The sequence below is a fragment of the Aliiroseovarius sp. xm-d-517 genome, assembly GCF_013283135.1.
Taxonomy (GTDB): domain Bacteria; phylum Pseudomonadota; class Alphaproteobacteria; order Rhodobacterales; family Rhodobacteraceae; genus Aliiroseovarius; species Aliiroseovarius crassostreae.
The window spans coordinates 803,514-830,268 of record NZ_WBXT01000001.1 but is presented as its reverse complement, the minus strand read 5'-3'; the positions used below and the strand labels follow the sequence as shown (position 1 = coordinate 830,268).

The 26,755-nt window shown below is 58.1% G+C and carries 25 protein-coding genes, 1 tRNA gene and 1 pseudogene; 11 read left to right on the top strand and 16 right to left on the bottom strand.

Going from position 1 to position 26,755, the window contains the following annotated elements:
• Nucleotide 1: 1 nt before the first annotated feature.
• From XMD517_RS03920 to XMD517_RS03890, 8 genes and pseudogenes are all read right to left on the bottom strand, one after another.
• Nucleotides 2-1,612 carry an amidohydrolase gene (locus XMD517_RS03920; RefSeq protein ID WP_173488022.1) on the bottom strand — a complete coding sequence of 537 codons (1,611 nt, stop codon included), beginning with the start codon at nt 1,610-1,612 and terminating at the stop codon, nt 2-4.
• Nucleotides 1,613-1,674: 62 nt separating this feature from the next.
• Nucleotides 1,675-2,613 (bottom strand): ABC transporter ATP-binding protein, encoded by a 939-nt coding sequence (locus XMD517_RS03915; RefSeq protein ID WP_173488023.1) that lies wholly within the window; start codon nt 2,611-2,613, stop codon nt 1,675-1,677.
• Nucleotides 2,610-3,251 (bottom strand): ABC transporter ATP-binding protein, encoded by a 642-nt coding sequence (locus XMD517_RS03910; RefSeq protein ID WP_254450019.1) that lies wholly within the window; start codon nt 3,249-3,251, stop codon nt 2,610-2,612. Before XMD517_RS03910 ends, XMD517_RS03915 begins: the two co-directional genes overlap by 4 nt.
• A gap of 98 nt (nt 3,252-3,349) precedes the next feature.
• Nucleotides 3,350-3,589, bottom strand: a pseudogene (locus XMD517_RS15675) (ATP-binding cassette domain-containing protein); the annotation flags it as partial.
• A complete protein-coding gene (locus tag XMD517_RS03905) occupies nt 3,586-4,443 on the bottom strand; it encodes an ABC transporter permease (protein WP_173488024.1) in 858 nt (285 codons plus the stop codon). The gene XMD517_RS03905 and the pseudogene XMD517_RS15675, both read right to left, overlap by 4 nt.
• A gap of 13 nt (nt 4,444-4,456) precedes the next feature.
• Nucleotides 4,457-5,395 (bottom strand): ABC transporter permease, encoded by a 939-nt coding sequence (locus XMD517_RS03900; RefSeq protein ID WP_173488025.1) that lies wholly within the window; start codon nt 5,393-5,395, stop codon nt 4,457-4,459.
• Between the two features lie 84 nt (nt 5,396-5,479).
• On the bottom strand, nt 5,480-7,042 hold the full coding sequence (locus tag XMD517_RS03895; protein ID WP_173488026.1) for an ABC transporter substrate-binding protein: 1,563 nt from the start codon (nt 7,040-7,042) through the stop codon (nt 5,480-5,482).
• 24 nt (nt 7,043-7,066) lie between these two features.
• The gene (locus XMD517_RS03890) at nt 7,067-9,043 is read right to left on the bottom strand and encodes a CocE/NonD family hydrolase (RefSeq protein ID WP_173488027.1); all 1,977 of its coding nucleotides are present in this window, start codon (nt 9,041-9,043) and stop codon (nt 7,067-7,069) included.
• 130 nt (nt 9,044-9,173) lie between these two features.
• Between XMD517_RS03890 and XMD517_RS03885 the strand changes: the two genes are divergently transcribed.
• A complete protein-coding gene (locus XMD517_RS03885) occupies nt 9,174-9,965 on the top strand; it encodes a helix-turn-helix transcriptional regulator (protein ID WP_173488028.1) in 792 nt (263 codons plus the stop codon).
• A 275-nt stretch (nt 9,966-10,240) separates the two neighbouring features.
• Here XMD517_RS03885 and XMD517_RS03880 read toward each other — a convergent pair.
• Nucleotides 10,241-10,330 (bottom strand) — tRNA-Ser (locus XMD517_RS03880).
• A 186-nt stretch (nt 10,331-10,516) separates the two neighbouring features.
• On the opposite strand from XMD517_RS03880, the gene XMD517_RS03875 reads away from it, so the two are divergent.
• The 3 genes from XMD517_RS03875 (at nt 10,517) to XMD517_RS03865 (ending at nt 13,340) form a co-directional block, all read left to right on the top strand.
• Nucleotides 10,517-11,365 (top strand): DUF2059 domain-containing protein, encoded by an 849-nt coding sequence (locus XMD517_RS03875; protein ID WP_173488030.1) that lies wholly within the window; start codon nt 10,517-10,519, stop codon nt 11,363-11,365.
• A gap of 52 nt (nt 11,366-11,417) precedes the next feature.
• Nucleotides 11,418-12,218, top strand: coding sequence for a DUF2059 domain-containing protein (locus XMD517_RS03870; RefSeq protein WP_173488031.1), 801 nt, complete (start codon nt 11,418-11,420; stop codon nt 12,216-12,218).
• A gap of 108 nt (nt 12,219-12,326) precedes the next feature.
• Complete coding sequence (locus XMD517_RS03865; RefSeq protein WP_173487041.1) at nt 12,327-13,340, top strand: tellurium resistance protein; 1,014 nt, start codon at nt 12,327-12,329, stop codon at nt 13,338-13,340.
• Between the two features lie 27 nt (nt 13,341-13,367).
• Here XMD517_RS03865 and XMD517_RS03860 read toward each other — a convergent pair whose 3' ends face one another.
• Nucleotides 13,368-13,727, bottom strand: a complete 360-nt coding sequence (locus tag XMD517_RS03860) for an MmcQ/YjbR family DNA-binding protein (protein WP_173487042.1) — start codon at nt 13,725-13,727, stop codon at nt 13,368-13,370.
• A gap of 212 nt (nt 13,728-13,939) precedes the next feature.
• Here XMD517_RS03860 and cysS point away from each other — a divergent pair, with 212 nt between their 5' ends.
• The 3 genes from cysS to XMD517_RS03845 all read left to right on the top strand — a co-directional run bounded on the left by cysS (nt 13,940) and on the right by XMD517_RS03845 (nt 17,853).
• Nucleotides 13,940-15,355 carry a cysteine--tRNA ligase gene (gene cysS, locus XMD517_RS03855; protein ID WP_173487043.1) on the top strand — a complete coding sequence of 472 codons (1,416 nt, stop codon included), beginning with the start codon at nt 13,940-13,942 and terminating at the stop codon, nt 15,353-15,355.
• 123 nt (nt 15,356-15,478) lie between these two features.
• Nucleotides 15,479-17,098, top strand: coding sequence for a citramalate synthase (gene cimA / locus XMD517_RS03850; protein ID WP_173488032.1), 1,620 nt, complete (start codon nt 15,479-15,481; stop codon nt 17,096-17,098).
• A gap of 8 nt (nt 17,099-17,106) precedes the next feature.
• Nucleotides 17,107-17,853 (top strand): squalene/phytoene synthase family protein, encoded by a 747-nt coding sequence (locus XMD517_RS03845; protein WP_173487045.1) that lies wholly within the window; start codon nt 17,107-17,109, stop codon nt 17,851-17,853.
• Nucleotides 17,854-18,009: 156 nt separating this feature from the next.
• Here the strand turns inward: XMD517_RS03845 and eda are convergent, their stop codons facing one another.
• Together eda and edd are read right to left on the bottom strand one after the other, a co-directional pair.
• Nucleotides 18,010-18,651, bottom strand: coding sequence for a bifunctional 4-hydroxy-2-oxoglutarate aldolase/2-dehydro-3-deoxy-phosphogluconate aldolase (gene eda / locus XMD517_RS03840; protein ID WP_173487046.1), 642 nt, complete (start codon nt 18,649-18,651; stop codon nt 18,010-18,012).
• The gene (gene edd / locus XMD517_RS03835; RefSeq protein WP_173487047.1) at nt 18,648-20,459 is read right to left on the bottom strand and encodes a phosphogluconate dehydratase; all 1,812 of its coding nucleotides are present in this window, start codon (nt 20,457-20,459) and stop codon (nt 18,648-18,650) included. Before edd ends, eda begins: the two co-directional genes overlap by 4 nt.
• A 254-nt stretch (nt 20,460-20,713) precedes the next feature.
• Between edd and XMD517_RS03830 the strand changes: the two genes are divergently transcribed.
• The 3 genes from XMD517_RS03830 to XMD517_RS03820 all read left to right on the top strand — a co-directional run bounded on the left by XMD517_RS03830 (nt 20,714) and on the right by XMD517_RS03820 (nt 23,230).
• A complete protein-coding gene (locus tag XMD517_RS03830) occupies nt 20,714-21,391 on the top strand; it encodes a DUF6778 family protein (RefSeq protein ID WP_173487048.1) in 678 nt (225 codons plus the stop codon).
• 91 nt (nt 21,392-21,482) lie between these two features.
• Nucleotides 21,483-22,682, top strand: a complete 1,200-nt coding sequence (locus tag XMD517_RS03825) for an RSP_2647 family RNA methyltransferase (RefSeq protein WP_173487049.1) — start codon at nt 21,483-21,485, stop codon at nt 22,680-22,682.
• Entirely contained in the window at nt 22,679-23,230 is a 552-nt protein-coding gene (locus tag XMD517_RS03820; RefSeq protein ID WP_173487050.1) for an RSP_2648 family PIN domain-containing protein, read from the top strand. Before XMD517_RS03825 ends, XMD517_RS03820 begins: the two co-directional genes overlap by 4 nt.
• A gap of 16 nt (nt 23,231-23,246) precedes the next feature.
• On the opposite strand, the gene XMD517_RS03815 is transcribed toward XMD517_RS03820, so the two are convergent.
• From XMD517_RS03815 to XMD517_RS03805, 3 genes are read right to left on the bottom strand one after another with little or no spacing between them, the layout of a single operon-like run.
• Complete coding sequence (locus tag XMD517_RS03815) at nt 23,247-23,939, bottom strand: M48 family metallopeptidase (protein WP_173487051.1); 693 nt, start codon at nt 23,937-23,939, stop codon at nt 23,247-23,249.
• Nucleotides 23,940-23,994: 55 nt separating this feature from the next.
• Nucleotides 23,995-24,597 carry a DedA family protein gene (locus XMD517_RS03810; protein WP_173487052.1) on the bottom strand — a complete coding sequence of 201 codons (603 nt, stop codon included), beginning with the start codon at nt 24,595-24,597 and terminating at the stop codon, nt 23,995-23,997.
• A complete protein-coding gene (locus tag XMD517_RS03805; protein WP_368493357.1) occupies nt 24,594-24,995 on the bottom strand; it encodes a hypothetical protein in 402 nt (133 codons plus the stop codon). Before XMD517_RS03805 ends, XMD517_RS03810 begins: the two co-directional genes overlap by 4 nt.
• 250 nt (nt 24,996-25,245) lie before the next feature.
• On the opposite strand from XMD517_RS03805, the gene XMD517_RS03800 reads away from it, so the two are divergent.
• On the top strand, nt 25,246-25,569 hold the full coding sequence (locus XMD517_RS03800; protein ID WP_173487053.1) for a DUF3817 domain-containing protein: 324 nt from the start codon (nt 25,246-25,248) through the stop codon (nt 25,567-25,569).
• Here XMD517_RS03800 and XMD517_RS03795 read toward each other — a convergent pair.
• Nucleotides 25,566-26,750, bottom strand: coding sequence for a VWA domain-containing protein (locus tag XMD517_RS03795; RefSeq protein ID WP_055191946.1), 1,185 nt, complete (start codon nt 26,748-26,750; stop codon nt 25,566-25,568). The two genes, XMD517_RS03800 and XMD517_RS03795, sit on opposite strands and share 4 nt — an antisense overlap.
• Nucleotides 26,751-26,755 lie beyond the last annotated feature (5 nt).

Below are 26,755 nucleotides of genomic sequence, written 5' to 3'. Positions count from 1 at the left end.
CTCAATGCGTGATCATTCCCCGACGGATCGTCGTGGAAACTTTCGTCTCGACCAAACGCTCTGGTGTCTCCAGCGGATTTCGCGACAGGATGGCAAAATCGGCCAGTTTTCCTGTTTCAATTGATCCCCGGCTGTCTTCTTGAAAAACCTGCCAGGCGGCATCAATGGTTTGTGCCCGCAGGGCCGACATGACGCCGATTTTCTGCTCCTCCCCCAGAACGCGCCCGCCAGAGGTCATGCGGTTCACGGCGCAATGTGCGAGGTGGATTGGGCGTGTCGGCGTGACAGAGGCATCATTATGGATCGTGTAACGCACGCCAAACTTTTCCGCTGAGGCCGTGGGGGAAATCCGTGCGGCACGATCCGGCCCAAGCAGCGTATCGTGGTGAAGGTCCCCCCAGAAATGGATATGGGCGGAAAAGAAGCTGACGGTGATGCCAAGCTTTGCCATCCGCTGCAGCTGATCATCCCTTAGAGTCTGCCCGTGAATAATCGTATGACGATGGTCCGCACGTGGAGCCCCTCGCAGGGCTTCTTCAACCGCATTGATGAACATCTCTGCGCCTGCATCCCCGTTGCAATGGCAGTGGATCTGATACCCAAGATCATGCAGCTTTTTCACCTGAGCCCGATGATCTTCTTCGCTGACATAGGGCATGCCGCAAGGATGAGCGGGATCATGTGGTTTATGGTAGGGAGCGCTAAGATAAGCGGTTTGCAGCTGGAACGCACCATCGGTGAAGAGCTTTCTCGGCCCCAGCGTGAAATGCGGATTGCCCGGCCAACTGATGGCATCGGCACCCGTAGTTAGCGCTGGTTCAAGCTCTCCAATTGGCAAAAGCATAAGGTCAAACCCGGGATCCTCATTCGCAGGTAATGAAGCGAAATGGTCCAGCATTTCCCGTGTGGCCCAAGCATTCTGGGCATAGGTCACCCCATGCGTCAGATACTCGTCCCGTGTGGCATTGAATCCTTGCCAGAACCGATCCCGGTCGATCAGGAAATCCGTGTTGCCCATCTCCCCCATCGCCGAGATACCTTCAATCAGTCCGGTGAGCTCGCCGGTATCGGGGTCGCGGCCGAACCGTCCACCCAAAGGGTCAGGCGTATGTCGATCTATGCCTTGCATCTGAAGGGCAAGCGAGTTTGCAGATCCATTGTGACCCGAGGCGTGGATCACCCAGATCGGGTGTGCGGTCGAAACTTGGTCAAGTTCGTCCCGTGTCGGCAGACGGCCTTCGGCAATGGCGGTATTGTCCAGCGAAACACCCATCACCCACTCACCGGCGGGGGTCTGGGTCGCCTTCTGTGACAACAAGGTCAATGCGGATGCGATGTCAGTGCAATCGCCCCGTGGCGGAGCGGCCAGATTGACGCGAAACAGCTTGATGAAACCGGGGTCCGGGAAATGGCCATGCGGATCAATGAAGGCTGGGATCATGGTGCACCCGTCAAGATCATGCATCAACGAGTCCTTGGGCATGACTGCGCGAAGTTCGGCTTCCGATCCGACCGCAAGAATGGTCTGCCCTTCCGTGAGGACGGCCTCTGGCATCGTGTTGTGCGCGTCCATCGTCAGGATCGGGCCATTGAAATAGAGTGTTGATGTCATCTTTGATCTCAGCTCAGAACAAGGGGCTCTCATACGTGGTTGGTGTGTGAGAAGTGCAGGGGTTAAGCGGCTTTTCCGGCAAGCATTGGGGAAAGGCAGCGCAACCCGTGCCCGTTTTCGACCTCCCACTGCGGAACATTGGTGCAGAAGGGTTTTGCGAAGGGGCAGCGTTCACGGAACTCGCAGCCCGAAGGGCGCTTGAGCAAGCTGGGCGGTTCCCCCTTAAGCGCAATGCGATCAAGTCGTGCATCCGGGTCCGGTTCCGGATTCGCAGACAGTAGGCAGTGCGTGTAGGGATGACGTGGATCGGCAAAGATGGTTTCGGTGTCCCCTTCTTCAACAAGTCGCCCCAGATACATAATCCCCATCCGATCGGCCACATGGCGCACCACATTAAGGTTATGGGTGATGATCACCATCGCCAATCCCAGCTTTTCGCGAAGCTCGTTCATCAGGTTCAAAAGTTCGCCCTGAACCGAGACATCCAGCCCGGCTGTGGGTTCATCCGCGAGGATCAGTTTCGGTTCCAGCGCCAGGGCGCGCGCCACGCCGACCCGACGGGCTTGGCCCCCTGACAGTTGATAGGGGTAGCGGTCGGCAAAATGGGCGGGCAGGTTGACCATTTCGAGAAGGCGCTTTGCTTCCGCATCCAGATCCCGGTCGCTCATGCCCTGAATGCGGTAGGGTTCGGTGATCAGGCTGCGGATTGTCAGGCGCGGAGACAGGCTGCCGACCGGGTCCTGGAACATCATCGCAATGTCCTTGCGCAAGGGGCGCATGGCACGCTCCGGCAAGCCGCGGATCTGTTGACCGTCAAATAGAACCGAGCCCTCCTGTGCAGGGGCAAGTCCAGCAATCGCGCGGATGACCGTGGTTTTCCCTGATCCGCTTTCGCCCACCAGCGCATAGGTTTCGCCCGGCTCTACCTTGAAGCTGACCCCGGCCAATACATTCACGGCACCGTAGCTCGTGTGTAAGTCTTTCACGTCCAGAAGGGTCATGTGGTTGCCTCCTCATGGTTCAGCCAGCAAGCAGCTTGATGTCCGTCTTTAAGCTGCCTAAGCGGCGGCACTTTTTCGGCACAGCGCGGCAGCGCCTGATCACATCGGTCGCGGAAAATGCAGCCCCCCGGCAGGTTGGCCAAATCAGGCACTTCACCCGGAATGGTTGGCAGAACCCGGGCGCGTGTGTTGATGTGGCCGGGGTCACAATCAATCAGGCGGCGGGTGTAGGGATGTTTGGGGTGGTGGAAAATCTCGCGCACGTCGCCGCTTTCCACCACGGCACCCGCATACATCACCACCACCCGGTCACACAGTTCAGCAATCACGCCAAGGTGGTGCGAGATGAAAAGGATCGCGCAATGCAGCTCGTGCTGTAATTCCTGCAGGCGTTCGATGATCTGCACTTCCAGCGTGGCATCCAGTGCGGTTGTGGGTTCGTCGGCAATCAACAGATCCGGTTCAGACATCAATGCCATGGCAATGGCAATCCGCTGGCGCATCCCACCGGAAAACTCATGCGGGAATTGGTCCAGCCGTGCCTTGGGATCGGGGATCCCCACAGCGCCCAGCATTTTGGCAGCACGGGTGCGTTTTTCTGCCTTGGATGCGGATGAGCGATGCTGAATATCCACCATCTGCCGGCCAATCGAAAGCACCGGATTATGGTTTGCATCGGATCCTGAAACACAATCGACATATCGGCCCCGCGCAGGGCACGCATCTCGCGTTCCGGCAGGGTCAACAGGTCACGCCCCTTGAAGCGCACTTCGCCCTCGCGAAACCGCGTGTTTGGCGCGGTCAGCCGCAGGATCGAAGAGATCAGCGTGGACTTGCCACAACCGCTTTCGCCCACGATGCCGACAATTTCACCGCGGTTCACATCGAAGGTGATGTCGCGCAGTGCCTTCAGGTCCCCTCGTGCGGTTTCGTAATCCACGCTGAGGTTGTCAATTTTTAGAAGTGTATCGCTCATCGCTGTTTCCTCAATTTCGGATCCACCACGTCGCGCAGGCTTTCACCCAGGAAGGTAAAGCCAAGGGTTGCAAGGATGATCGGAAGACCGCCCCCGACCACCAGCCAGGGGGTTTGGCGAATGAGAGCATACCCGTCCTTGAGCAGGGCGCCCCAGCTTGGGGTCGGGGGTTTTACGCCAAGGCCAAGGAAGGACAGCCCGGCTTCAAGCGCGATCACGGTCGGGATGTCCATCGCGGCGAGCACAGCAAGAACGCCAATAATATTGGGCAGCATATGGACGCCGAGGATGCGCGCCATGCTGGCCCCCATCGAGCGTTCCGCGAGAATGAACTCTGAATTGCGAAGGGTCAGTGTCTGGGTGCGGGCCACTCGCCCGTAGGTCGGGATTGACGTGGCCATGACCACAAAGACAACGGTTTGCAAAGACGGTCCAACCAGCGCCACCACCGCCAGCGCAAACATCACTGTCGGGAACGAGCGGATGGTGTCAAAGAACAGCATCAGGAGATTGTCGAGCCATTTTGGACCGTATCCCGCAATCATGCCCAGGGTCAGCCCGATGATCATCGCGCCAAACACCGCGGGTAGGGCGACCTTAAGGGCGACTTGCCCCCCCATGATTACCCGCGAAAACGTGTCGCGCCCCAGCTGGTCAGTGCCCAGGAGATAGGTGAGGGACGGTCCTTGAAGGCGATCCTTGATGTTCATGCCAATCGGATCATGCGGGGTGATCCAAGCGGCAAACAGGGCACAGAATATGATCGTGCCCACGATGATCAATCCCATCAGCCCCAGTGGGTCGCGGGCGACACCGGTCAGGATCAGGCTAAGTTCAGAGCGAGATTTTGACATGTCTGCGGCTTCCTTAGGTTGCGGTCCGGGCACGAGGATCGAGCCAGGCGTTGATCAGGTCGGCCAGCGCCGTTGAGACCACAAACAGCGTTGTGGAAACGAGCACGGATCCCATCACAATCGGGTAGTTTCGAGTGGTGATGCTGTCGATCACAAGCTTGCCAAGGCCCGGTCGGGCAAAAACGATCTCGGCAAAAACGGCAGAACTGAGCAAAAAACCCATGCCCACACCGATCACGGTCACGACGGGCAGGATGGCGATACGCAGAGCATAGCTCAGCACAACGCGACGCTCGCTAATGCCGAAGGCGCGGGCTGTGCGGATGTGGCTTTCCCCCATGACCTCAAGCATCGACGCGCGGACCAATCGGGCGACATACCCCACCCAGCTCAGACCAATGGCGAAGGCAGGAAGGACAAGGTGATCGAGCTTGCCCCAAAACCCTTCCCCAACGCCAATGGCGGGAAACCACTGCAACTTCACCGCAAAGATCAGCAGGGACAACAGGGCAACCACAAAGGCGGGGGCGGCGACGAAGGCGACAGATATGGCGGCGGTGACCCGGTCAATCAATGTGTTCGGATGGGCTGCTGCATAAGCGCCAAGGCCAATTCCAAGTGCCGCCGACCACAGGATCGAGGCAAAGATCAACGATAGCGTATGCGGTAGTTGCTGAAACACGATATTGGTCACGGAACGGCCGGAAAACACATCGGTGCCCAGATCGCCCTGCAATAGATTTCCATAGAAAATGACCAATTGCCGCCAGATCGGCTGATCCAGTGCCAGCTCGGCCGTCAGCCGCGCCTGCAACTCGGGCGTGGCCCGCGGGCCGAGCATAATTTGAACCGGATCACCGGGCACAGCACGGATCATCAAGAACATGGCGGTCACCGCCACGAAGACAATTAGTGCGGCAAGGGCAAATCTGCGAAGGGCATATTGCAACATGAGGTCAGGCACCTTTTGAGCCAGGAATGAATTGCGCGGCCACCTCCGGGAAGAGCGGCAGCCGCGCATAAGCCCGGGGAGAGATCAGGCTTTTCCGAAATAGCGCAGCAGCGCCAACCCATCCGGACGCAAGGCCGGAGCCACGCGGGCAGAATGGATCACCGGGGTGGCCTCATGGGTGAGGAAACGATAGGCTCCGCTTTCTTCCATCAGGTCCTGCGCACGCTGATACATCGCATCGCGCTTCGCGTTGTCGGTTTCCTGCGCGGCTTCTACGTGCAGCTGGTCAAACTCTGCATTGCGGAAACGTTCCCAGTTCCAAATGCCTGCCTGTTCCTCGATGAACCAGGCGGTCGCGTAAGACGGATCCGGTGCCATCGAGAAACGGTTCAGCACAAGCTGCAAGTTCTCATTGTCGCCACTGGCCCAGAAGGCGCCACTTTCCAGAACATTCACCTCAAGTGTAATGCCAATCTGTGCCAGCATCGCCTGAATGACCTGCGCCATAGTGGTGTATGTGGTCTTGTTCAGAATATCGAGGGTGAGGGTAACATTGGTTTCGCCCGACTCTGCCAGCAGTGCCATTGCCTTTTCGATATTTGCTTCAGGCGGCACCAGCCCCTGCGCCCGGTTGCCCGCAAGCCCCGGCGCGATGATACCAGTCGAGGGAGCGGCGGCACCGAAGTATGACGCTTCCAGCACGGTCGGCACGTCAATGGCGTGTTGAATGGCCTGACGCAGCTTTTGGTTCTGCAATTTCGGATGATCCAGGTTCATCCCCAGCCAAACGTAATAAAGCGACGGGTTTTCAACCAGTGTGCCGCCATTTGGCACGCCCCCGCGATACCGATCCACGGACCCGAGCGAGACACGGGTGAAATCCAGTTCGCCCGCTTCAAATGCAATCTCGGCGGTGTTTTCATCATCAATCGGCAAGATCTCGATCGTATCCCAGGCGGGTGCGTCGCCTTTCCAGTCCGGGGTGCGTTGCAACACGGTTTTTTCCTTGGCGGCCCAGCTGGAGCGCAGATAAGGTCCGCTTTCGGTCACAGGGTCACTGCCAATCCGCCCACCGGCGGCCTCAACGGCCTTCTTGGAAACGATATTGCCGGTGATATAGGGCAGCGCGATGGACCAGAGAGGGGCAAAGGGCTCTTTGAGAACAATGGTGCCCTCACGTTCGCCAGTCACCTCAACGTGGCTCAGCGGCCCCATGTCCGGTTTGTTCGGGCTTTCGGTGGCGTCGGCGATAATGCGTTCAAAGCTGAATTTCACGTCTTCGGCGGTCATGGCGCCAAAGCCATTGGTAAAGCCAATGTTGTCGCGCAGGGCAAACTTGATGTGGGTGGGGTCAACCTGTTCGATCATCGAGGCTGCATCCATTTGCCAATCCCATTCGCGACCGGGCTTGTATTGGATCAGCTTGTTGTAGATTGCGGCATGCACCTCTTCTTCGGTCACGCCAACGCTGTGCGCCGGGTCCATGTTGGGCGCATCGCCATAGGCACGCACCCGCAGCACGCCGTCACTTGCCGCAAAAGCAGTTTCCGCCAACCCTATTGGCAAGGCTGTAGCGGCCCCAAATGCGGTGGCCCCCTTCAGGAAACTCCGACGCCCCATTGGCGCCTTTGTCCATTCGATTTTCATGTTCTTTTCCTCCCTGGAAGCAATTCAAAGAAGTCCGCGGGGAATGGTTTGTGACCATTCCTTCATCAGGACTTTGGTTTCATCTGCGCCTTCGGTGGCGCTTAGTTTTCTGTGAAGGTAGAAGTTCTCCCTATCGCAATGCATGTGGCTTTCGGTTTTGATGGCGACCTGCCAACCCTCCCGTTCGAACGTGAAATTCCAGCAGGTCTCAAACTTGGCAGAGGTGGGGTCGTTGGGGTGAATGCTGAAATGCATCCGCACATCACTCCCGGTGATCAATCCGTGATCGGGGTCGAGTGACTTACCGTAGTCGTCAAAGGTATCAAGCACAGCGCGGCCTTCTGCCGTAACCTTTTGTTCTGACGTGCCAGTAGGTGCACGCAGAGTTTCGCAATCCAGAACAGGATGGTCCAAAGCGGGACCGGGCGGTGCTGGGTCCATTTCCTGCGCAACCTCCCGCACCGGCAACACAAGGGCGCACCCTTCGAGGTTCAAAGAAACGTTTGTATTTTCCGGTGAGGGCCAGACAATGGGCCAGTATGACGTTGAGAGGGCAAGGCGCAACACATGGCCCTCTCGCAAATGATGTGCACATTCATTCAGTTCGATTTCTGCTTCGTAAAGCTGCCCAGGTTCCAAGGGCTCAGGTGTTTCAAAGCTTTTATGGCTACACAGGTTGAGAGGGCGATAGGTGATCCTCTGCGATACCCCTTCAGGAGACACATCACATAGCCGCGCAACAATCTGTGCCACTGGTTTATCCACGGTGAACCGGATCTTCAGCACGGCTCGCCCCAGCAGCTCAAGAGGGGCCTTCAGAGGGTCGGTGTCAAAGCAGACTGAGAGCGCGTCGTCCTCAGATTGATCCCCCGCAAGCTCATTGTCTATCCGCATCCCCGGGCAGAAATAGCCACTGGCTTGGCCCAGATGAGCCGGATTGGAAACGGGGATCACTTCCGATGAGGGGTGTTCGGAAAACCCACCGGGGATTAGATGCCAAACCCGAGGGGTCACATTCGGAGAGGGCCATTTGTCTTCGGCAATCCAGCGCCCCTTGCGCGGGCCGTTTTGGGCAACGGGATTGAAATGCTCCTGCATGAAGGTGCGATAGTCTGGCAGATCTTCGGCACCGTTCTCCTCGCCCTTCAACCAGCGGTCAAACCAGCCGATCACTTCGGAATGAAAATCCGCAGGGTTAAGTTTGGACAAATGCGCATAGCGATGCTCCCAGGGGCCAACCAGAGCTTTGCTTGGGGCATTGAGATTGGCGACAAGCGAAGCAGGGGTGTTCACATATGAATCTGCCCAGCCTGTGATTGCCAAAACCGGCGCTTTGATCGCGCTCCAATCCTCGCAAACGGATCCATGTTTCCAAAACGCATCCCGTGAGGGATGGCGCAGCCAATCTGCGGCTGAAAACGGCACATTTTCCATCCGCGCGATCCAATCCTTGCGCCAGTCCGGCCGCAATTCCGGATCGGCGGGGCGGGTGAGATAAGCAAACATCTGGCTGCCCCAGTTGACGTTGTCACTTAACAGACAGCCCCCCATGAAATGGATGTCATCCGCATAACGATCAGCGGTTGACGCAACGGTAACCACGGCTTTCAGTGAGGGAGGGCGACGAAAGGCCAATTGCAGCCCGTTAAAGCCCCCCCATGAAATCCCGATCATGCCGATATTGCCGTCGCACCACTCTTGCTGGGCCATCCAATCCAAAATGGCCTCGCCATCACGCAGTTCTTGCTCGGAGTATTCGTCGTCAAACTGACCTGCGCTGTCTCCGGTTCCCGCAATGTCGACCCGGATACAGGCATAACCTGCATCGGAAAACACGGTATGGGTGGTTTCATCTCGCGACGCGGTGCCATCGCGTTTGCGGTAGGGCAGATATTCCAGGATGGCCGGCGATGGGGCTGTTCCCGGCAGCCAGAGACGCGCTGCGAGCTGTCGTCCATCCGGCAGTGGAATCCATAGGTTTTCGATCTTTTCTGTCGTCATATCCACTGGGCCTTCAAACTTGGATTGCAAAGAGAATGACTGCTTCACATGGAAAATAAATTGTGCAAACTTATGTGAATTGACGCTTTTTGCATCTAACCCGCGTCAATTCGCGAAAGGTTTTGACCCTATGAGTGAAAATTTCTCTGAAAACCTGAGATTCCTTTGCGCTGAGCATGGGAGCATTTCTCAGATCTGTCGTGAGATTGGGATCAACCGACAACAGTTTAATCGGTATCTGAACGGCAGTTCGATGCCATCCGCACATAATCTGCGCCGTATTGCCCGCCATTTTGACTTGAACGAGAAGCAACTGTTTGGTGATCCGGCAGAATTGGATCACATATTGCGGAGTGCCGCTCTGGGCACCGGCGAAAACACAACTGACGCTTTCCTTTCTCCCTATCGAGGGCAGCAGAAAAACCTTCGTCGTTATCTGGGCTTTTATCATTCTCACTTCTGCACGCCTTCCTGGGAAGGAAAGATCTTCGTTTCACTGATCCGGATCGGTGAAAAAGATGGGTTTATTACCTGTCGATCCTATGAAAACGCCATTTCAGTGGACAAAAGTATCCGCCAGATTTCTCGATATGATGGGCTTGTCACCATGCGCGGAACCAGGATTTTTGTGACCGAGCATGAGCGCACGCGCGAGGGCAGTATTGCGCAAACCATTCTTTATTCTGCACATCGTCAACAGCTGAAATATCTGCGTGGTGTCACAATGGGAGTTGCATGGCGGCCCTATGCGCATCCCTATGCGGCCAAGACAATTTGGAAACGTCTCGATGAGCGCATAACTGCGCGAGAAGCGATTGAACGGTGCGGCATTTATTCTGCAAAAAGTTTGCAAATTGATCCGACAATTCGCGGCCACCTGAGTTCACCTTCCGGCGTGCTGTCATCGGGCAAGCCGATGTAAAGGTAGTGTTGTGTATTGGAGTTGGTGTCTGAGGCAACGGAATTTGAATGTCGGACTATTTCGTCAATGCTATGAGCGGCAGTCTGCGCCCTAAGTGCTTTCAGAATGGAGAGTTGGTGACTAAATATTTTCACGCAAAAAGCAAAAAAGCAGTTTTGGCCCATCCAGAAACAGACCCATCTGTTGTTCAACCGATAGCAAAGCGATTGTGAAGTGAGCCTAACAATGCGACTGGGCGCTTCACATCAATGTTAAGGAGCAAGGTCGGGATAAAATGGCGGAGAGACAGGGATTCGAACCCTGGGTGGGCTTGCACCCACAACGGTTTTCGAGACCGCCCCGTTCGACCACTCCGGCACCTCTCCGCGGGGGGTGAGGGGGATTTAGATCGACTAAACCGGATGCGCAACCCCCAATTTTGAGAAAAGTCTGAAATGAGGAAGAAAAGTCGGCGCTTTTCCACTCCTTTGGTTTTTTGTCCCCCTTGTCCGGATCCCGCCCGCAGTCTAGGCTTTTGTAAACCTGCCTTTGTGTACGGAGATAAAACAAAGATGTTTCAAAGAGTTCTTAGCCTTATTCTGACCCTCTTTCTGGTCGCAGTTTCCCCGGCCCAGACAAGCTTTGCGCAAGGCAGCGAGCCGGGCGCGGATCGGGACAAAATTCGCGAATTTCTTGAGGTGACCGGCTTTGATGTGGCCATTGCCTCAATTCAACAAGGGGCCATGGCTGGGCCTGCGCTGACGGGGGCCGCCCCGGATCAGTTCGGGCGCAATTGGGTGCGTCTGGCAGAGCAGGTCTTTGCTCCTGACAAGATGGTCGATGACGCGGTTGACATGATCGAAGCGGTGATGCCTGCGGATCTGCTTGATCATGGTGTGGTGTTTTATGGCAGCGATCTGGGAAAACGCGTCGTGGCGGTTGAGAATGAAAGCCACATGGTTGAAGACGCAATCCGGCAGACCGAGGGCGAAAAACTTGTCGATGAGCTGCTTGAGGAAAGAAGCCCGCGCCTTGATGTCTTCAAGGCAATGTCGCAATCGGTTGGAAGCACTGATGTCGCGATCCGGTCCATTGTCGAAATCCAGGTCCGCTATCTGATGGCGGCCGCGGCTGCGGGCGCAACGGATCTTGAAATTGGCGAAGAGGATCTGCGCGGTATGCTGATGGCGCAACAAGGAGAGATGCGGCGGAGCATTGAGGTTCATGGCCTTGTCGCCAACGCCTATACCTATCGCAGCCTCAGCGTTCAGGAGCTGATTGATTATCTTTCCGCTCTGCAATCGCCCCAGATGATGCAGGTCTATGAAATCCTGAACGCCGTGCAATACGAGATCATGGCGGATCGTTATGAACGTCTGGCCACCCAGCTTGGCCGTCTGCAACCGGAATCGGAGCTTTAATGCAACCTGTCCGTCGATGGCATGTTCTGGCCCTAAGGGTGATGGCAACTCTGTGATGCTTGGGGCGGCGTTGCCCAGTGTGGCGACGGCGCAGGCCAGTTCATTCGACCGGTTCTGGAACGCGCTGCACCTGCAGGAAACCCTGACAATCGTGCGCGAAGAGGGCCATAGCTACGCGCTTGAGGCGGCAGAGCAATTGACTGGGCGGCCAAGTGATCGGTTTTGGCAGCGCGAGGTGGATCAGATCTATGATCTGGAGCGGATGACAGCGCAGGTGCGCGCCGATCTGCAGCAGGCAATGGTTGGGCGTGATCTGGGCGCGGTCCTAGCTTACTACGAAAGCGAGGCCGGACAACAGGTGATCGACCTCGAGATTTCAGCCCGGCGCGCCTATCTTGCGCCGGGGGTGGACGAAGCCGCGCGAGAGGCCTGGTATGGTGGTGGCAATGTGGGCGCGCGCGCCGATCTTATCCGCAGACTTATCCGGGATGGGGAGCTGATCGAGCGCAATGTTGTCGGGGCGCTCAACAGCAATTTCGCATTCCTCACCGCCTTTGCGCAATCGGGCCCGAATGAGGGGATGGTGCTGGATGAACGCGCCATTCTTGATGAGGTCATGAGCGAGGAAGATGCACTTCGGCTTGATACGGCCGAGTGGCTTTATGGTTATCTGTCGCTCGCATATGGTCCGCTGTCTGAACAGGCATTGGAAGAGCTGGCCGAGATATCCGACAGCCCAGCGGGACGGCATCTGAACGATGTTCTGTTCTTGGGGTTTGATCCGATGTTCGAAGACCTCGCCCGGCGGCTGGGGGTGGCAGCAGGGCAGGCCTTGCTGCAACAGGATCTCTGACCGGATCTCCCGACCGATTGCCTGCGGCAAAAAGGCAAGCTGGGGGTTTCACCCTTTCCTCTGCGCAGCCTGCGTTTTATCCAATTGGAAACACCAAAGGATCCCAGCATGTCTGACGCGCCACAGAAGAAAGCACCGTATTTTCCTGCGCCCAAGCCGATCCCGCCCAAGGCCGGGCTGTTCCAGCGCACCCCTCCTGCCATGTTCCCACCGCTTTTTGGTTTGTTCGGACTGGGGCTGGCATGGCGCCGCGCCTCTGAAAGCTTTGCGATGCCATCGGAAATCGGAGAGATGATCCTGGGGGCTGTGACGCTTCTTTTTCTGTTTTCGGTCGCGGCCTATCTGATCAAGCTCACCCGGCGCCCCGGTGTGTTCGTTGAAGATCTGCGGGTTCTTCCGGGCCGGGCCGGTCTCGCCTCGATGGGGCTGGCGGGGTATCTGATGGCGGCGGCCTTGGTCATCTATTCGCCGTTCTGGGCATTGGTGACCCTATGTCTCGCCGGGCTCTGGCATCTGGCTGTTGTGCTGACAGTGTTGCGCATTCTCATTGCGTCCGCGCCAGAGGGGCGGGCGGTCACACCTGTCTGGCACCTCACCTTTGTCGGCTTCATTGTCGGGCCAATCGCCGCATTGCCGCTTGGTTTGCACATCTATGCGCAGGCCGTGTTCTGGGTTACTTTTGTGATTGCGGCCGGGATCTATGGGGCCAGTGCACTGGCCTTTGCAAAGAAAACGGTTCCCGCACCTCTGCGCCCCCTTCTGGCCATCCATCTGGCACCCGTCAGCCTTTTGGGAACGGTGGCCTATCTGTTGGGGGATGCGCAATTTGGACAGGCTCTGGCGTGGGTCGCAATTGTGGTTTTTGCGGTGCTGGTGGCCTCCGCCCGCTGGTTGACGGCGGATGGGTTCAGCCCATTCTGGAGCGCCTTTACCTTCCCTCTGGTGGCGTTCTCGACCTTGATGCAGATCACCTGGCTTGCGGGCGGTGGAGAGGTTTTCCGTCTGCTCGGGGGGCTGAGCCTGATTTTCGCCACGCTGATCGTTCCGCCGATCGCCTTCCGGATCCTGAAGCTTTGGGCAAAGGGCGTGCTGGCCGTGAAAACCAATGCGGCTCAGGCCTAAAGCGTTTCGGGGTAAACTTAAAACGCTTTAGCCATCCTCCCAGGGGGGCAGGGTTGCCTGTAGCTTTTTGCTCAGGGATTTGCGAATAATCTCATAAGAGCGTTCAATCCGGTGACGAAGTTCATTTTCGCCCGCCCCGAACGGAACCCGCACCCAGGATTTGTGGAAATAGGGCGCCTTCTCCGCAACCCCGGCCTCTTTCAGCATGTCTGCTGTCGCCACATCGGCACATTTCACCGAAACGCCATCCGTATCGACGGACATGGCCGCAAAGATCTTGCCTCCCACCTTCCAGATATCGTGATCCTCGGGCGTTTTCCCAAATGGATGGGTCAGCTCTGCGCCCGGCAGGGCGTGACACAGCGCGGTTGCAAAGGCTCGGGACATCCTACACTCCAAACTTGCTCTGGGACCAAAACCTTGCTACCAAGCCCTCATGAAACGGACAAGCACCCTCATTATTTGCTGCATTCCCTGCTGAGATATCTCGGCGGGTCGTTTCTTCATTTCCAAATCAATGTGAAGTCGCTAAACCCGCCACAAAAGTGGTGTGTCCAGACGTATACAATTCGCCGCATGGGGCGGGACAAGAGGCCGATATGACAGAGATTAAGATTTACAACACCAAGGCACGCGCCAAGCAGGTGTTTGAGCCGCTGGACCCCGAAAATGTGCGCCTCTATGTCTGTGGCCCGACCGTTTATGACCGCGCCCATCTGGGCAATGCGCGTCCTGTTGTGGTGTTTGATGTTCTGCAAAGGCTGCTGCGTCATGTGTATGGCGCGGATCATGTGACCTATGTGCGCAATTTCACCGATGTGGATGACAAGATCAACGCCACCGCGCTTTCCCGCAAAGAGGCCGGCGCCGAGGGCACGCTTGAAGAACTGGTGCATGAACGCTCGAACGAGACCATTGACTGGTATCTCAAGGACATGGGCGCATTGGGTGCGCAGGAACCCGACCAGATGCCGCGCGCAACTGAATATATCGCGCCGATGATCGCGATGATCGAGGAGCTGATTGCCAAGGGGCACGCCTATCCGGACGGGGCGGGGCATGTGCTCTTTTCCGTGAAAAGCTATGACAATTATGGCGCGCTGTCTGGCAGGTCGGTGGATGACATGATCGCCGGGGCGCGGGTTGAAGTGGCGGACAACAAACGTGATCCGATGGATTTTGTGCTGTGGAAACCGTCCAGTGATGACTTGCCCGGTTGGGACAGCCCCTGGGGGCGCGGCCGCCCCGGCTGGCACATCGAATGCTCTGCCATGTCGCTGGAACTGCTGGGCGCGTCTTTCGATATCCATGGCGGCGGCAACGACCTGCAATTCCCGCATCATGAAAACGAAATTGCCCAGTCGAAATGCGCCCACCCGGAAGGCGATTTCGCGCGCTATTGGATGCATAATGAAATGCTGCAGGTTGAGGGCAAGAAAATGTCCAAATCCCTGGGCAATTTCTTCACCGTGCGCGACCTGCTGGACCAGGGCGTGCCCGGCGAGGTGATCCGCTTTGTCTTCCTCGGAACCCATTATCGCAAGCCGATGGACTGGACCGAGAAAAAGCGCGGTGAGGCTATCAAAACGCTTGAAAAGTGGAGTGCATTTGTTGCCATTTCCCCTAAGACTGAGACGCCCATTCCGGAAGATCTGGTAAATGCCATTGCTGATGATCTAAACACACCCAAGGCAATTTCCTTCATGCATGACTTATACAAGCAAGGTGATGCTGGTGGACTGCGTGCTTCCTTGGACTTTCTCGGGCTTAAGCTGACAGACTTCGCCTCGATTGTAAAAGGTACGGTTCCAGTTCGAGATGATCGGGTTCTTCGTTTGTTAGAAAACAAGCTGCATGAAACCCGTATGACTGCAATGGAAACCAAGGACTTCTCTGCCGTGGATGCTTTGAAAGCCGCCCTGACTGAGGCAGGTGTACAGATCCGCATGTCGAAAGACGGGGTGGAGCTGGAACCCGGCCCGACATTCGATGCGGCGAAGCTGGACGGGATTTAGGCACTGACTCGCGGGCGTGTCCCGCTTCGCGCCCGCCCCGCCCCCCAGGGCGGGCGCGAAACCGCACCCACCCTCGGGCCGGGCGCAAAGCGGGGGCGATGATGATGACACGAGAGGCGCCAGATGACCGAGAAGCTCTACCTCTATGATACCACGCTGCGCGACGGGCAGCAGACGCAGGGTGTTCAGTTTTCCTTTGCGGAAAAGACCCAGATCGCCAAGGCGCTGGACGGGTTGGGCATTGATTACATCGAAGGTGGCTGGCCGGGGGCGAACCCAACGGATAGCGAGTTCTTTGACAAGGCGCCCAAAACCCGCGCGACCTTTACCGCTTTTGGCATGACCAAACGGGCCGGGCGTTCAGCCGAAAACGACGATGTGCTGGCGGGGGTGATGAATGCGGGCACGTCTGCGGTCTGTCTGGTGGGCAAAAGCCATGATTTTCACGTCACCACCGCGCTTGGCATCACGCTTGAGGAAAACGTCGAAAACATTCGTGCCACGATGGACTACATGGTGCGGCAAGGGCGCGAGGCGCTCTATGATGCCGAGCATTTCTTTGACGGCTACAAGGCAAACCCCACCTATGCGATCGACTGCCTGAAGGCCGCTCATGACGCTGGTGCGCGCTGGATTGTGCTGTGTGACACCAATGGCGGCACGCTGCCGAATGAGGTGTTCGAGATCACGAAGGCCGTCATAGATGCGGGCATTCCCGGCGATCACCTTGGCATCCATACCCATGACGACACCGGCAATGCGGTGGCCTGCACGCTGGCCGCGATCGACGCGGGGGCGCGGCAAATTCAGGGCACGCTGAATGGGCTCGGAGAGCGTTGTGGCAATGCCAACCTGACCACCCTGATCCCGACACTGCTGTTGAAAGAACCCTATGCCAGCCAGTTTGATCTTGGGGTCAGCCGGGAGGCCTTGAAGGGGCTGACCCGCCTGTCGCGCCAGCTTGATGACATCCTGAACCGGGTGCCCAACAAGGCGGCGCCCTTCGTTGGTGCGTCGGCCTTTGCCCATAAGGCGGGGCTTCATGCAAGTGCCATTCTGAAAGATCCCACCACGTATGAGCATATCCCGCCGAAAACAGTGGGCAATACGCGCATTGTGCCGATGTCGAACCAGGCGGGGCAATCCAACCTGCGCGCCCGGCTTGCGGATGCCGGGATCACGGTCGAAAAGGGGGATCCGCGGCTTGCGGATATCCTGACGCGGGTGAAAGAGCGTGAGGAAAAAGGGTATGCCTATGACAGCGCACAGGCGTCTTTCGAACTGGTGGCGCGCAAGGTCCTTGGGCAACTTCCCGAGTTTTTCGAGGTCAAGCGCTACAAGGTGACGGTTGAGCGGCGCAAGAACAAGCGCAACAGGATGGTCAGCCTGTCCGAAGCGATTGTGGTGATCAAGATAGGCGGCGAAAAGAAGCTGTCGGTCTCAGAAAGCATGGATGAGAGCGGCACCGATCGGGGTCCGGTCAACGCGCTGGCCAAGGCGCTTGGCAAAGATCTGGGTCCCTATCAGTCGATCATTGATGACATGCGGCTGGTGGACTTCAAGGTGCGCATCACGCAAGGCGGGACCGAGGCGCAGACCCGCGTGATCATCGACAGTGAAGATGGGGCCGGGCACCGCTGGTCGACGGTTGGCGTCAGCCCGAACATCGTGGATGCCTCGTTTGAGGCGCTTCTGGACGCCATCATCTGGAAACTCCTGCGCGACGGGGCCAAAGCGGTATGAGTGGCGTCATGACAGCTCATGAGGCGCTGAATGCCTGTGCGCAGATGGTGCAGAAGGGCGATCCGGATCGGTTTCTGGCGGCGATGACCGGCCGTCCCGACGAACGCGCCCGGCTGTTCCCGCTTTACGCCTTCAATCTTGAAATTGCCCGCGCGCCCTTCATGTCGAATGAGCCGATGGTCGCCCTGGTGCGGTTGCAATTCTGGCGCGACGTGATTGAAGGCAAAACGGTTGTCGCACATGAGGTGGCCACGCCGTTGCAAGAGCTGATTGCCACGGGCCAGCTTGATCGTGGGTTGCTGGAGCAGATGGTGGATGCTCGGGAAGGGGATGTGGACGGGATCGGCCGGCAGGGTGTCCCCTCAATCCTGGACTATGCTAAGGCCACCAGCGGAGCGCTGATGGCCGCGAGTGCAGACGGGGACCGGGAGGGGTTGGTGAGACTCGGCACCGCGTTGGGTGTTTCGAACTGGTTGAATTCCCTGCCAGAACTTGCGCGCGTGGGTCGTGGCCATGTGCCTCCGAGTGATGAAGTCATCGCCGAACTGGCAATTGCAGGTCTGGCGGAGCTGAAAGCGGCCCGCAGATCTTTGCCACGAAAAGGGTCGGGCGCATTGCGCAGCGGATGGCGGGCGGAAGCCATCCTGACCCGCGCCAAATCCTCTCCTGATCTGGCCGCTGCGGGCGCATTGGGCGGGTCGGAGTTTTCCCGCCGCGCGCGTCTTCTGTGGCTGTCCGCGCTTGGCCGCTGGTAAGCGCTTTCGCGCGTCCTAAAGCGTTTCGGTTTTAACCTGACACAGGGCAAAACCGAAACGCGGCAAGAGATATCAATGTCGTGGGCGTTTCAGAATAAACATGTGTTTCAAGTTTATCCCGAAACGCTTTAGATACTGTTAACCCGTTTGGCCGGATCAGCCTAGTTTTGCGGCGGTGCGGGCAAGTGTTGTGATGCCGTCCCAATCTCCGGTCTCGATCAGCTGCCGCGGGGCAACCCAGGACCCGCCCACGCACAGAACATTGGGCAGCGACAGATAGTCCGATGCATTTGCAAGGCTCACGCCTCCGGTTGGGCAGAACCGGATCTGGGGCAGGGGAGAGGCCAGGGATTTCAGGAATTTACTCCCCCCGGCGGCCTCTGCGGGAAAGAATTTCTGCACCGAATACCCGCGTTCCAGAAGGCGCATGGCTTCGGTGGCTGTGCTGGTGCCTGGCAAAAGCGGCAGCTCCACGGCTTCGCAACTGTCGACCAAAAGATCGGTTGCGCCGGGGGATACGGCAAATTTGGCGCCAGCGGTTTTGGCATCGGCAGCATGGGTTGGGGTCAGAACAGTTCCGGCCCCGACAATACCCCCTTCCACCTGAGACATTTCCGCGATCACTTCGATGGCGGCAGGCGTGCGCAGGGTAACCTCCAGCACCGGAAGCCCGCCCGCGACAAGCGCGCGGGCCAGCGGCTGTGCATGGGCCGGATCATGCACCACGAGGACCGGAATAACAGGCGCCCGGGTGCAGATGTCTTCGCTGAAGGCCGTGGCGGCGGCAGCAGGTGTCATGTGTCATCTCCTGTCAGGATCGGGGAGGCGCCGGTGGTGGCCGGGCCGACATGCTGGCGAAACGCGGCGAACAATTCGCGCCCCATACCGGTTTCGTTGGAGGTAAGGTCCTTGGTTTCAGGCGCGCGATCCGCAAACCCGTTGGCCAGAACCTGAAGCTGGCCGGTGGTGGCATCAAGACGGATCAGGTCGCCATCCCGGACCCGTGCGATCGGACCACCTGCTGCGGCTTCGGGCGAAATATGAATGGCCGCAGGAACCTTTCCCGAAGCCCCGGACATGCGCCCGTCTGTCACAAGGGCCACTTTCAGACCGCGATCCTGTAGCACGGAAAGAACCGGGGTCAGTCCGTGCAACTCAGGCATACCATTGGCTTGCGGCCCCTGAAAACGTACGACAAAGACAGTATCCGTTGTGATTTCATTGGCTTGGAAGGCTGCCTTCACGCTTGATTGATCGGTAAAGACCCGCGCTGGCGCTTCGATAATGTGGCGCTCAGCTGCCACGGCGGAGGTTTTGATCACGCCTTGCCCAAGGTTTCCATCCAGCTTGGCCAGCCCCCCGGTCGGCTGAAACCCCTCGGAGGGAGGGCGCAGGATCTTGTCGTTCAGGCTGGTGCGTGGGGCAGGTTCCCAGCGTACTCTTTCACCTGCGAGCTTGGCTTCAACTGCGTAGTTTTCCAACGGTCCCGCCACCGTAGTGACATCGTTATGCAAAAGCCCCGCTTCAAGCAGATGGCCGATCATGTATCCAAGGCCGCCGGCTGCGTGGAAATGGTTCACATCCGCCAGCCCATTGGGATAAACGCGGGCCATCAGTGGAACGGCGGCGGAAATATCCGCAAAATCCTCAAGTGTCAGGATCACCCCGGCCGCGCGGGCCATGGCAGGCAGATGCAGCACCAGATTGGTGGATCCACCTGTTGCCATCAGCCCGACAATCCCATTCACGAAGGCGCGGACATCCAGCACATGGGCGGCGGGTGTATGCCGGTCAGGTGCTGCGATTTCAATTGCGCGGCGCACCCCTTCGCGGGTCAACGCATCGCGCAGGGGGGTGTGAGGGTTGACGAAGCTTGATCCCGGAAGATGCAGCCCCATAAACTCCATCAGCATCTGATTGGAATTGGCGGTTCCGTAAAATGTGCAGGTTCCGGGGCCGTGATAGGCGGCCATTTCCGCTTGCATCAGGGCTTTTCGGTCAATCTCACCTTTGGCAAAGCGTTTCCGTATCTCGGCTTTTTCATCATTTGGCAGGCCAGAGGTCATCGGGCCTGCGGGCAGGAACACAGCGGGGATGTGGCCAAAAGTGGCGGCGGCCATGACAAGACCGGGAACAATCTTGTCGCAAACCCCAAGGTAAAGCGCTGCATCATAGGTGTTGTGGCTGAGCGCGATGGCTGCGGCCATGGCAATCACGTCACGGGAAAACAGGCTCAGCTCCATGCCGGTTTCGCCCTGGGTGACGCCGTCACACATGGCGGGCACCCCGCCTGCCACCTGCGCGGTGGCGCCCATCTCTCGCGCGGTCTGTTTGATCAGGTCGGGGTAGGTGGCATAGGGGGCATGGGCCGACAGCATATCGTTATACGCGGTGACAATGCCCAGGTTCGGGGCTGTCCCCTCTGCAAGACTGGTCTGGTCTGGTCCTGCCCCGGCATAGGCGTGCGCCTGTCCCGAACATCCCAAATGCCCCCGTGCTGTCCCTTTCGCAATTGCGGCGTCGATCTTGGCCAGATAGGCAGCGCGGGTATGTCTGGAACGTGTTTCAATCCGTTCTGTAACCTTGTCTATCTGGGAATTCAGCATGGCGATCCTTTTGGGTGAGTTTGGGAACGGAGCAGCGCAAGGAGTGAATAGCAGGATCTGCTATCGCTAACAAGTGCGGCCAGGTGATGCAGGGGGGCTTTCCGGGCAATTAAGAAAATGTGGTTTTTCAGATTGATAGTGCATTTGTCACAGGGTTACCCTGCGGTTTCCTTAATGCTGCCTCAATTGGTTAACAAGATCCTACGAAAAAGGATGTGCAGAATGCACTTCCATCGCATCAATCGGAGGCGAGCATGAAACTGGGTAAGCTCTTTCTTGGCATGGTGGCCATCGCGGCCTTGTCGGCCTGTATGAAACCAGGGGAAGTGACGCGGGCGCAACCTTCCAATCTCGAACTGGGGGCGGCAAGCGAGGCACAACAGCCCAAAACCGTTGAATATAATGTCACGGATGTTCGTGTGACCGTGCCGCGCACCCTTACCGTTTCCGAGGCCAACTCGCTGAAGCCGAGAGCCGACATTGTCTGGCGCGAAGACCCGCTTGGGGATCGCTACAAACAGGTTCAGGTGATCCTCGACGACGCGTTTGATCGCGGGGTCAGCACCTTGAACAAAGGGCGTCCGGTGGTTCTTGAGATCACCTTGCAGGAGTTCCATGCCCTGACCCAGCGCACGCGTTATACCTACGGGGGCACCCATGCGCTGCGCTTCGACCTTACGGTTCTGGACGCAAAAACCGGGATGATCCTGGAACCCAAACGCACAATTCAAAACGACCTGCGCGCTTTTGGCGGAGAAGAGGCGCTGGCCGCAGAGGCACGGGGTGAGACGCAGAAAGTTCGGATTACCGCTCATCTGGCAGCCGTCATTTATCAGGAAATGACCCGCCCGAGAGATTTCCTGCCTGCGGATTTTGTTCCCCATATGCCGCAGACCACCGTTGCTGCGGTTGCTCCCGAGGCAGCTCAGTAAGCTGGCGACCTTTCAGCGGAACAGACCGAAACAGGCGGCGTCAGCCGCCTTTTTCATTGGCCCCCCCGGCAAAACCGGCTAACAGGCGGGCATGACTGATACGCGCCCCACAATCCGCCTTAAACCAAAAGCCAACGCCCGCGCCATTCGCCATGGCGCCCCGTGGGTTTACGACAATGAAGCTGTCACCGATCGCCGGACAAAAAAACTGGCTGCAGGAACAATTGCGGTGCTCGAGGATGGCGACCGGGCGGCTTTGGCCACGGTGGCGATCAACCCCGGTTCGCGCATTATTGCGCGTGTGCTGGATCGCGATCCCGAGGCGCAGATAGATCGCAACTGGCTGCGCGGAAAACTGGCTGCGGCGCTGGCCCATCGCGAAACCCTGTTCGACGCGCCGTTTTATCGGTTGGTGCATGCAGAGGCAGACGGGCTTCCCGGGGTGATCATTGACCGTTTCGGCGACGTTGCGGTTGTGCAGCCTAACGCTGCCTGGGCTGAGCTCCTGCTGGATGATCTGACCGCCGCCCTTGCTGAAGTGACCGGCGTGACCACCATCGTTAAAAACGCAGGCGGGCGTGCCCGGGTGCTGGAGGGGCTGGGGGATGAAAATGCCGTGCTGCTTGGGGATCTTCCCAAGGCGCCGGTCCCGGTGTCGATGAATGGCGCAACCTATCTGGCCGACCTGGTGGGTGGGCAGAAAACGGGCTTGTTCTATGACCAGCGCCCCAACCACGCATTTGCGGCGGGGCTTGCCAGGAAGGCGCGGGTTCTGGACGTGTTCTCTCATGTTGGGGGCTTTGCCTTGGCGGCCCTTGCGGGCGGTGCGAAATCCGCCCTGTCGGTTGACGGATCGGCGGCGGCGCTGGAGCTTGCTGCGGGTGGAGCCGATGCGATGGGGGCCGCAGATCGGTTTGCCACCCGCAAGGGGGATGCCTTTGACGTCTTGACGGCACTGGCCGAGGAAGGGGCGCAGTTTGATGTGGTGATCTGCGATCCGCCCGCCTTTGCCCCGTCGAAAAAGGCGTTGGAACCGGGGCTGCGGGCTTATGAACGCGTGGCACGGCTGGCAGCGCCCTTGGTGGCGCCCGGTGGATATCTTGGGCTGTGTTCCTGTTCGCATGCGGCAACCGTGGACAAGTTCCGCAATGCCTCGAACCGCGGGATCGGCCGGGCCGGGCGTGTGTCGCAACTGATCCACACCGGATATGCGGGCGCTGATCACCCCCAGCACCCACAGCTTGCGGAAAGCGGCTATCTCAAGGCGCTGTTTTACCGGATGTTGCCGTGAAGGTTTGTATCGACGCCTGCGTGCTTTACCCGACGGTGATGCGCGAAATGGTGTTGGGGGCGGCTGAGGCCGGTCTGTTTGCCCCCTTCTGGTCACCGCGTATCCTAGAGGAATGGGCCCGTGCCGCAGCGCGCTTTGGTCCGGAACAAGAGATGTTTGCGCGGGGTGAGATTGCCCAGCTGAATGCCCGGTGGCCATCAGCCAGCGTGCCCCCACGAGAGGGGGACATGCGCAGGCTTTACCTGCCCGATGAAAATGACATTCATGTTCTGGCGTCGGCCATAGCCGCAGGGGCCGATGTGTTGTTGACACTTAATCGCGCAGATTTTCCGGGCCATGTGTTGGCGGAAGAGGGGCTGCGCCGCGAAAGCCCGGACCTGTTCCTGCGTGATTTCGTCGACACCCACCCGCATGAGATGACCGCGCTGGCTGAGCGGGTTCTGGCGGAGGCACGTCGCCTATCGGGCGAGGACAGCTGGACGCTGCGCAGCCTGATGAAAAAGGCGCGCCTGCCACGTTTGGGCAAGGCGTTGGAGAGGCTGGGTTGACGCGGTCCGCCCGGTTTCAATGCGTTTCAACCGACCATTTGGCCTCGTTTTTCTCAATCGCTGCTATGCGATCTGCGGTTTTCGGATGGCTCATCAACCATGCAGGCATCACCCCGCCGCGTCCCTTGGTGAGGTGATCGAGCTTCCCAAACAGGGATTTCTGCGCCTCTGTGCCAATGCCTGACTTGAGCAGGAGCGCGGAGGCATATTCATCCGCTTCATATTCATCCCCCCGCGAAAGCCCCGCCGCCACGAGGCGGGTCAGGAAGCGGGCGATATAGACACCGGCGCCGGGCAAAAAGCGCGACAGCATCATGCTCAGCACCGTGCGCAATGCGTTCTGCCCGGAAAAATCAATCATACGTTTGCGGGCATGTCCAAGGGCCACGTGACCCAGTTCATGGGCAATCACCGAGGCCAGTTCCGGTCCGGTGACGCGGCCATTGCGATATTCCTCCATGAACCCGCGGGTGATGAAAATCCGTCCATCCGGCGCGGCCAGGCCATTGATCGGCTGAATTTCATAGACGAAAACCCGGATCCGGGGCAGGTCGAGGGCACGTGCCATCTGATCGGTCAGCTGTTTCAATCCCGCATCTGCCAGTTCCGAAGAATTCTCGTCCAGCTCGCGATGGGTGCGCCAGACCGAAAACCGGTACAGCACATAGCCATAAAGGACAGGCAGAAGGATAGGGAGGAGTTTCAGCATAAAGCTTATATGGGGGCAAAACCTGTTTTGGGAAAGAGGAACCAACCGGTTCGTTTCAGGTTTTTCGACTGCGGACCATGGCGCGGATCCATGAGAAAAGGAGAGCTGCCAGGGTCAGAGCGGCAAGAAAGCCAGCCAGATTTCCCATGACACCGGCCAGATATTCAACCTGATTGGCAAACCCATATCCGAGGCCCACGTAAAGTGAGACCCAGACAACCTCTCCGAACAGATCCCAAAGGGTAAAGCGTCCCCACGAAAGCCCCGTCGCGCCTGCGGTGAAGTTGACCCATGGGCCAAGCGGAGCGACCGCCCATGTGGACAGAAATACGCCAAGGCCACCAAAGCGGTCGATCAGCTTTTGTGCCCGTTGCAGGACCCGTTTGCGTGCAGGGCGACGGGTCAGGCCGCGCAGGACAGCCGGTCCACCCCAACGCCCGAGTGCAAATCCGGTCTGATCCCCTATCACCGCGCCCGCAAATGCCATGGCTGCAACCAGAACCAGATCCAGATCTCCAACAGCAGAAAACGCCCCGCCTGCCAGCATCATCAAAGAGGTCGGGATCGGGAGCGCGAGACAAGAAAGAAAGGCGGCAACAAAGACCACCCATGGTCCATAGGTGGTCAGCAGGGCAAAAACGGCTTCCGTGGTCATCATTGGCCCGCTTCCCCGGCGGGGTGCTCGCTTTGATAGATCGACAGCCCCGTGTCGATCCTTTGCAGCAATTCATTCAGTGCCAGATCATGTTTCGCCGCGATATCATTCAGCGATCGGGGGCCGTTTTCAAGATCAAGACCCGGCACCGCTGATTGCATGATCTCCATCATGTCAGGGCGTGGGATGCGCCAGGAATGGGCCACGTATCTTGGGGTCATCCAACCGGCAAGCGGTTGATTGTGATGATCGGGATTGCTCCAATATACGGCTTCGCTGATGGTGCGGGTTGCGAAAACGCCGCCTGCAATCAGGCAAAGGATCAACAGTGCGGTTGCCACCGGAGCAGCGCGCCACATGGTTTGAAGCTGGATTTTTACCGTGTTCAATAGGCGTTTCACGCGATCCTCCTTGTGGGTTTCATATCTTATACTTCTTGTTGCCCCGTTTCCGTCGCCTGTCGTTGCGACATTTCGCCGGGTGTCTTGAAGACGGTCGCGCGCCTATCTGATGAAGGGTGCTGAACAAAGGGTCTCGGGAGGGGCCTGGAACACGTGGTTGTTTTGAAACACCCACAACATTGAAACCTCTTCCGGTGTTTCGACCTTCCCCGTCTCAGGTGGAATTCGAAACGCTTCAGGGACCGATATTATGACCAAAGCCCGTTGGATCCGGATATTCCGATATGTCGCCTCAATCGAAGGGTGGAGCTATGTTGTGTTGCTGTTTGTGGCCATGCCGTTGAAATACTGGGCTGAAATGGATGCGGGTGTTACGCTGGCCGGCAGGGTGCATGGGGGATTGTTCATTGCCTATATTGCCGCCCTGTTTGTTGCAGCGGGGCTGGGGGGACTGTCGAGCGAACGGGTCAATTGGGCATTGCTGGCCAGTTTGCTGCCTTTTGGGACCTTTCTGCACGACCCCTATCTGAAGCGGGAAGAACAGGATCTGCGCGGTTTGCAACAGGAGGTTTAACGCCCCAGATCGCGCATCCCGCGATCAATGCCTTCCAGCGTCATTGGGACCATGCGCCCCTCGAAAATCTCATTGATCATCTGAATGGACTGGGTGTAGCGCCAATGGTGCTCAGGTGTCGGATTGATCCACATGTGATTTGGCCATTGCTCGCGCGCACGCTGCAGCCAGACTTGGCCGGCTTCATCGTTCCAATGCTCGTTGGCACCACCGCGATAGGCGACCTCGTAAGGGGACATGGAGGCATCGCCCACAAAGATACATTTGTAATCCGGCCCATAGGTGCGCAGCACTTCCCAGGTCGGGGTCTGATCATTCCAGCGCCGGGCATTGTCGCGCCAGACCCCTTCGTAGAGGCAGTTGTGGAAATAGTAATATTCGAGATGCTTGAACTCCGCGCGTGCGGCGGAAAACAGTTCCTCGACCACCTTGATATGCGGATCCATGGATCCGCCGACATCCAGAAACAGCAGGACTTTCACGGCGTTATGCCGTTCCGGCCGGGTCTTTACGTCAAGATAGCCATGTTCCGCCGTGGCGCGGATGGTGCCGTCCAGATCCAGTTCTTCATGTGCCCCGTCGCGGGCCCAGTTGCGCAGGCGCTTCAGGGCCACCTTGATGTTGCGTGTGCCCAGTTCCACATCGCCGTCCAGATTTCTGAACTCCCGCTTGTCCCAGACCTTCACCGCGCGCTGGTGGCGTGAGCGGTCCTGCCCGATCCGCACCCCTTCGGGATTGTAGCCATAGGCCCCGAACGGAGACGTGCCAGCCGTGCCAATCCATTTGTTGCCGCCCTGGTGCCGGCCTTCCTGCTCTTTCAGACGCTCTTTCAGCGTCTCCATCAGCTTGTCAAACCCACCCAGCGCCTCAATCTCGGCCTTTTCTTCCTCGGTCAGAAATTTCTCGGCCATTTTTTCAAGCCATTCCTGAGGAATATCGACGGCTTCCAGCATCTCCTCCATGCTGATCGCCTCCAGCCCCTCAAAGCTCATCGCAAAGGCCTGATCGAACTTGTCGATATTCCGTTCGTCTTTCACCATCGAGGTGCGGGCAAGATAGTAGAACCCTTCAATGTCATAGGTGACAAGACCTGACTTGATGCCCTCAAGGAAAGTCAGATATTCGCGCAGGGAAACCGGAACGCGGCAGGCCCGAAGATTTTCGAAAAAAGGAAGAAACATCAGCA

Bases quoted from the DNA above. Each gene is read 5' to 3' on its own strand.
- XMD517_RS03830 (WP_173487048.1), top strand. From the start codon at position 20,714: ATGAAACTGGGTAAGCTCTTTCTTGGCATGGTGGCCATCGCGGCCTTG.
- XMD517_RS03860 (WP_173487042.1), bottom strand. From the start codon at position 13,727: ATGTCCCGAGCCTTTGCAACCGCGCTGTGTCACGCCCTGCCGGGCGCA.
- XMD517_RS03815 (WP_173487051.1), bottom strand. From the start codon at position 23,939: ATGCTGAAACTCCTCCCTATCCTTCTGCCTGTCCTTTATGGCTATGTG.
- XMD517_RS03845 (WP_173487045.1), top strand. From the start codon at position 17,107: ATGACAGCTCATGAGGCGCTGAATGCCTGTGCGCAGATGGTGCAGAAG.
- XMD517_RS03890 (WP_173488027.1), bottom strand. From the start codon at position 9,043: ATGACGACAGAAAAGATCGAAAACCTATGGATTCCACTGCCGGATGGA.
- XMD517_RS03905 (WP_173488024.1), bottom strand. From the start codon at position 4,443: ATGTCAAAATCTCGCTCTGAACTTAGCCTGATCCTGACCGGTGTCGCC.
- XMD517_RS03800 (WP_173487053.1), top strand. From the start codon at position 25,246: ATGACCAAAGCCCGTTGGATCCGGATATTCCGATATGTCGCCTCAATC.
- eda (WP_173487046.1), bottom strand. From the start codon at position 18,651: ATGACACCTGCTGCCGCCGCCACGGCCTTCAGCGAAGACATCTGCACC.
- XMD517_RS03810 (WP_173487052.1), bottom strand. From the start codon at position 24,597: ATGATGACCACGGAAGCCGTTTTTGCCCTGCTGACCACCTATGGACCA.
- XMD517_RS03795 (WP_055191946.1), bottom strand. From the start codon at position 26,750: ATGTTTCTTCCTTTTTTCGAAAATCTTCGGGCCTGCCGCGTTCCGGTT.
- XMD517_RS03865 (WP_173487041.1), top strand. From the start codon at position 12,327: ATGTCTGACGCGCCACAGAAGAAAGCACCGTATTTTCCTGCGCCCAAG.
- cimA (WP_173488032.1), top strand. From the start codon at position 15,479: ATGACCGAGAAGCTCTACCTCTATGATACCACGCTGCGCGACGGGCAG.
- XMD517_RS03920 (WP_173488022.1), bottom strand. From the start codon at position 1,612: ATGACATCAACACTCTATTTCAATGGCCCGATCCTGACGATGGACGCG.
- XMD517_RS03895 (WP_173488026.1), bottom strand. From the start codon at position 7,042: ATGAAAATCGAATGGACAAAGGCGCCAATGGGGCGTCGGAGTTTCCTG.
- cysS (WP_173487043.1), top strand. From the start codon at position 13,940: ATGACAGAGATTAAGATTTACAACACCAAGGCACGCGCCAAGCAGGTG.
- XMD517_RS03915 (WP_173488023.1), bottom strand. From the start codon at position 2,613: ATGACCCTTCTGGACGTGAAAGACTTACACACGAGCTACGGTGCCGTG.
- XMD517_RS03900 (WP_173488025.1), bottom strand. From the start codon at position 5,395: ATGTTGCAATATGCCCTTCGCAGATTTGCCCTTGCCGCACTAATTGTC.
- XMD517_RS03875 (WP_173488030.1), top strand. From the start codon at position 10,517: ATGTTTCAAAGAGTTCTTAGCCTTATTCTGACCCTCTTTCTGGTCGCA.
- XMD517_RS03910 (WP_254450019.1), bottom strand. From the start codon at position 3,251: ATGGTGGATATTCAGCATCGCTCATCCGCATCCAAGGCAGAAAAACGC.
- XMD517_RS03885 (WP_173488028.1), top strand. From the start codon at position 9,174: ATGAGTGAAAATTTCTCTGAAAACCTGAGATTCCTTTGCGCTGAGCAT.
- XMD517_RS03825 (WP_173487049.1), top strand. From the start codon at position 21,483: ATGACTGATACGCGCCCCACAATCCGCCTTAAACCAAAAGCCAACGCC.
- edd (WP_173487047.1), bottom strand. From the start codon at position 20,459: ATGCTGAATTCCCAGATAGACAAGGTTACAGAACGGATTGAAACACGT.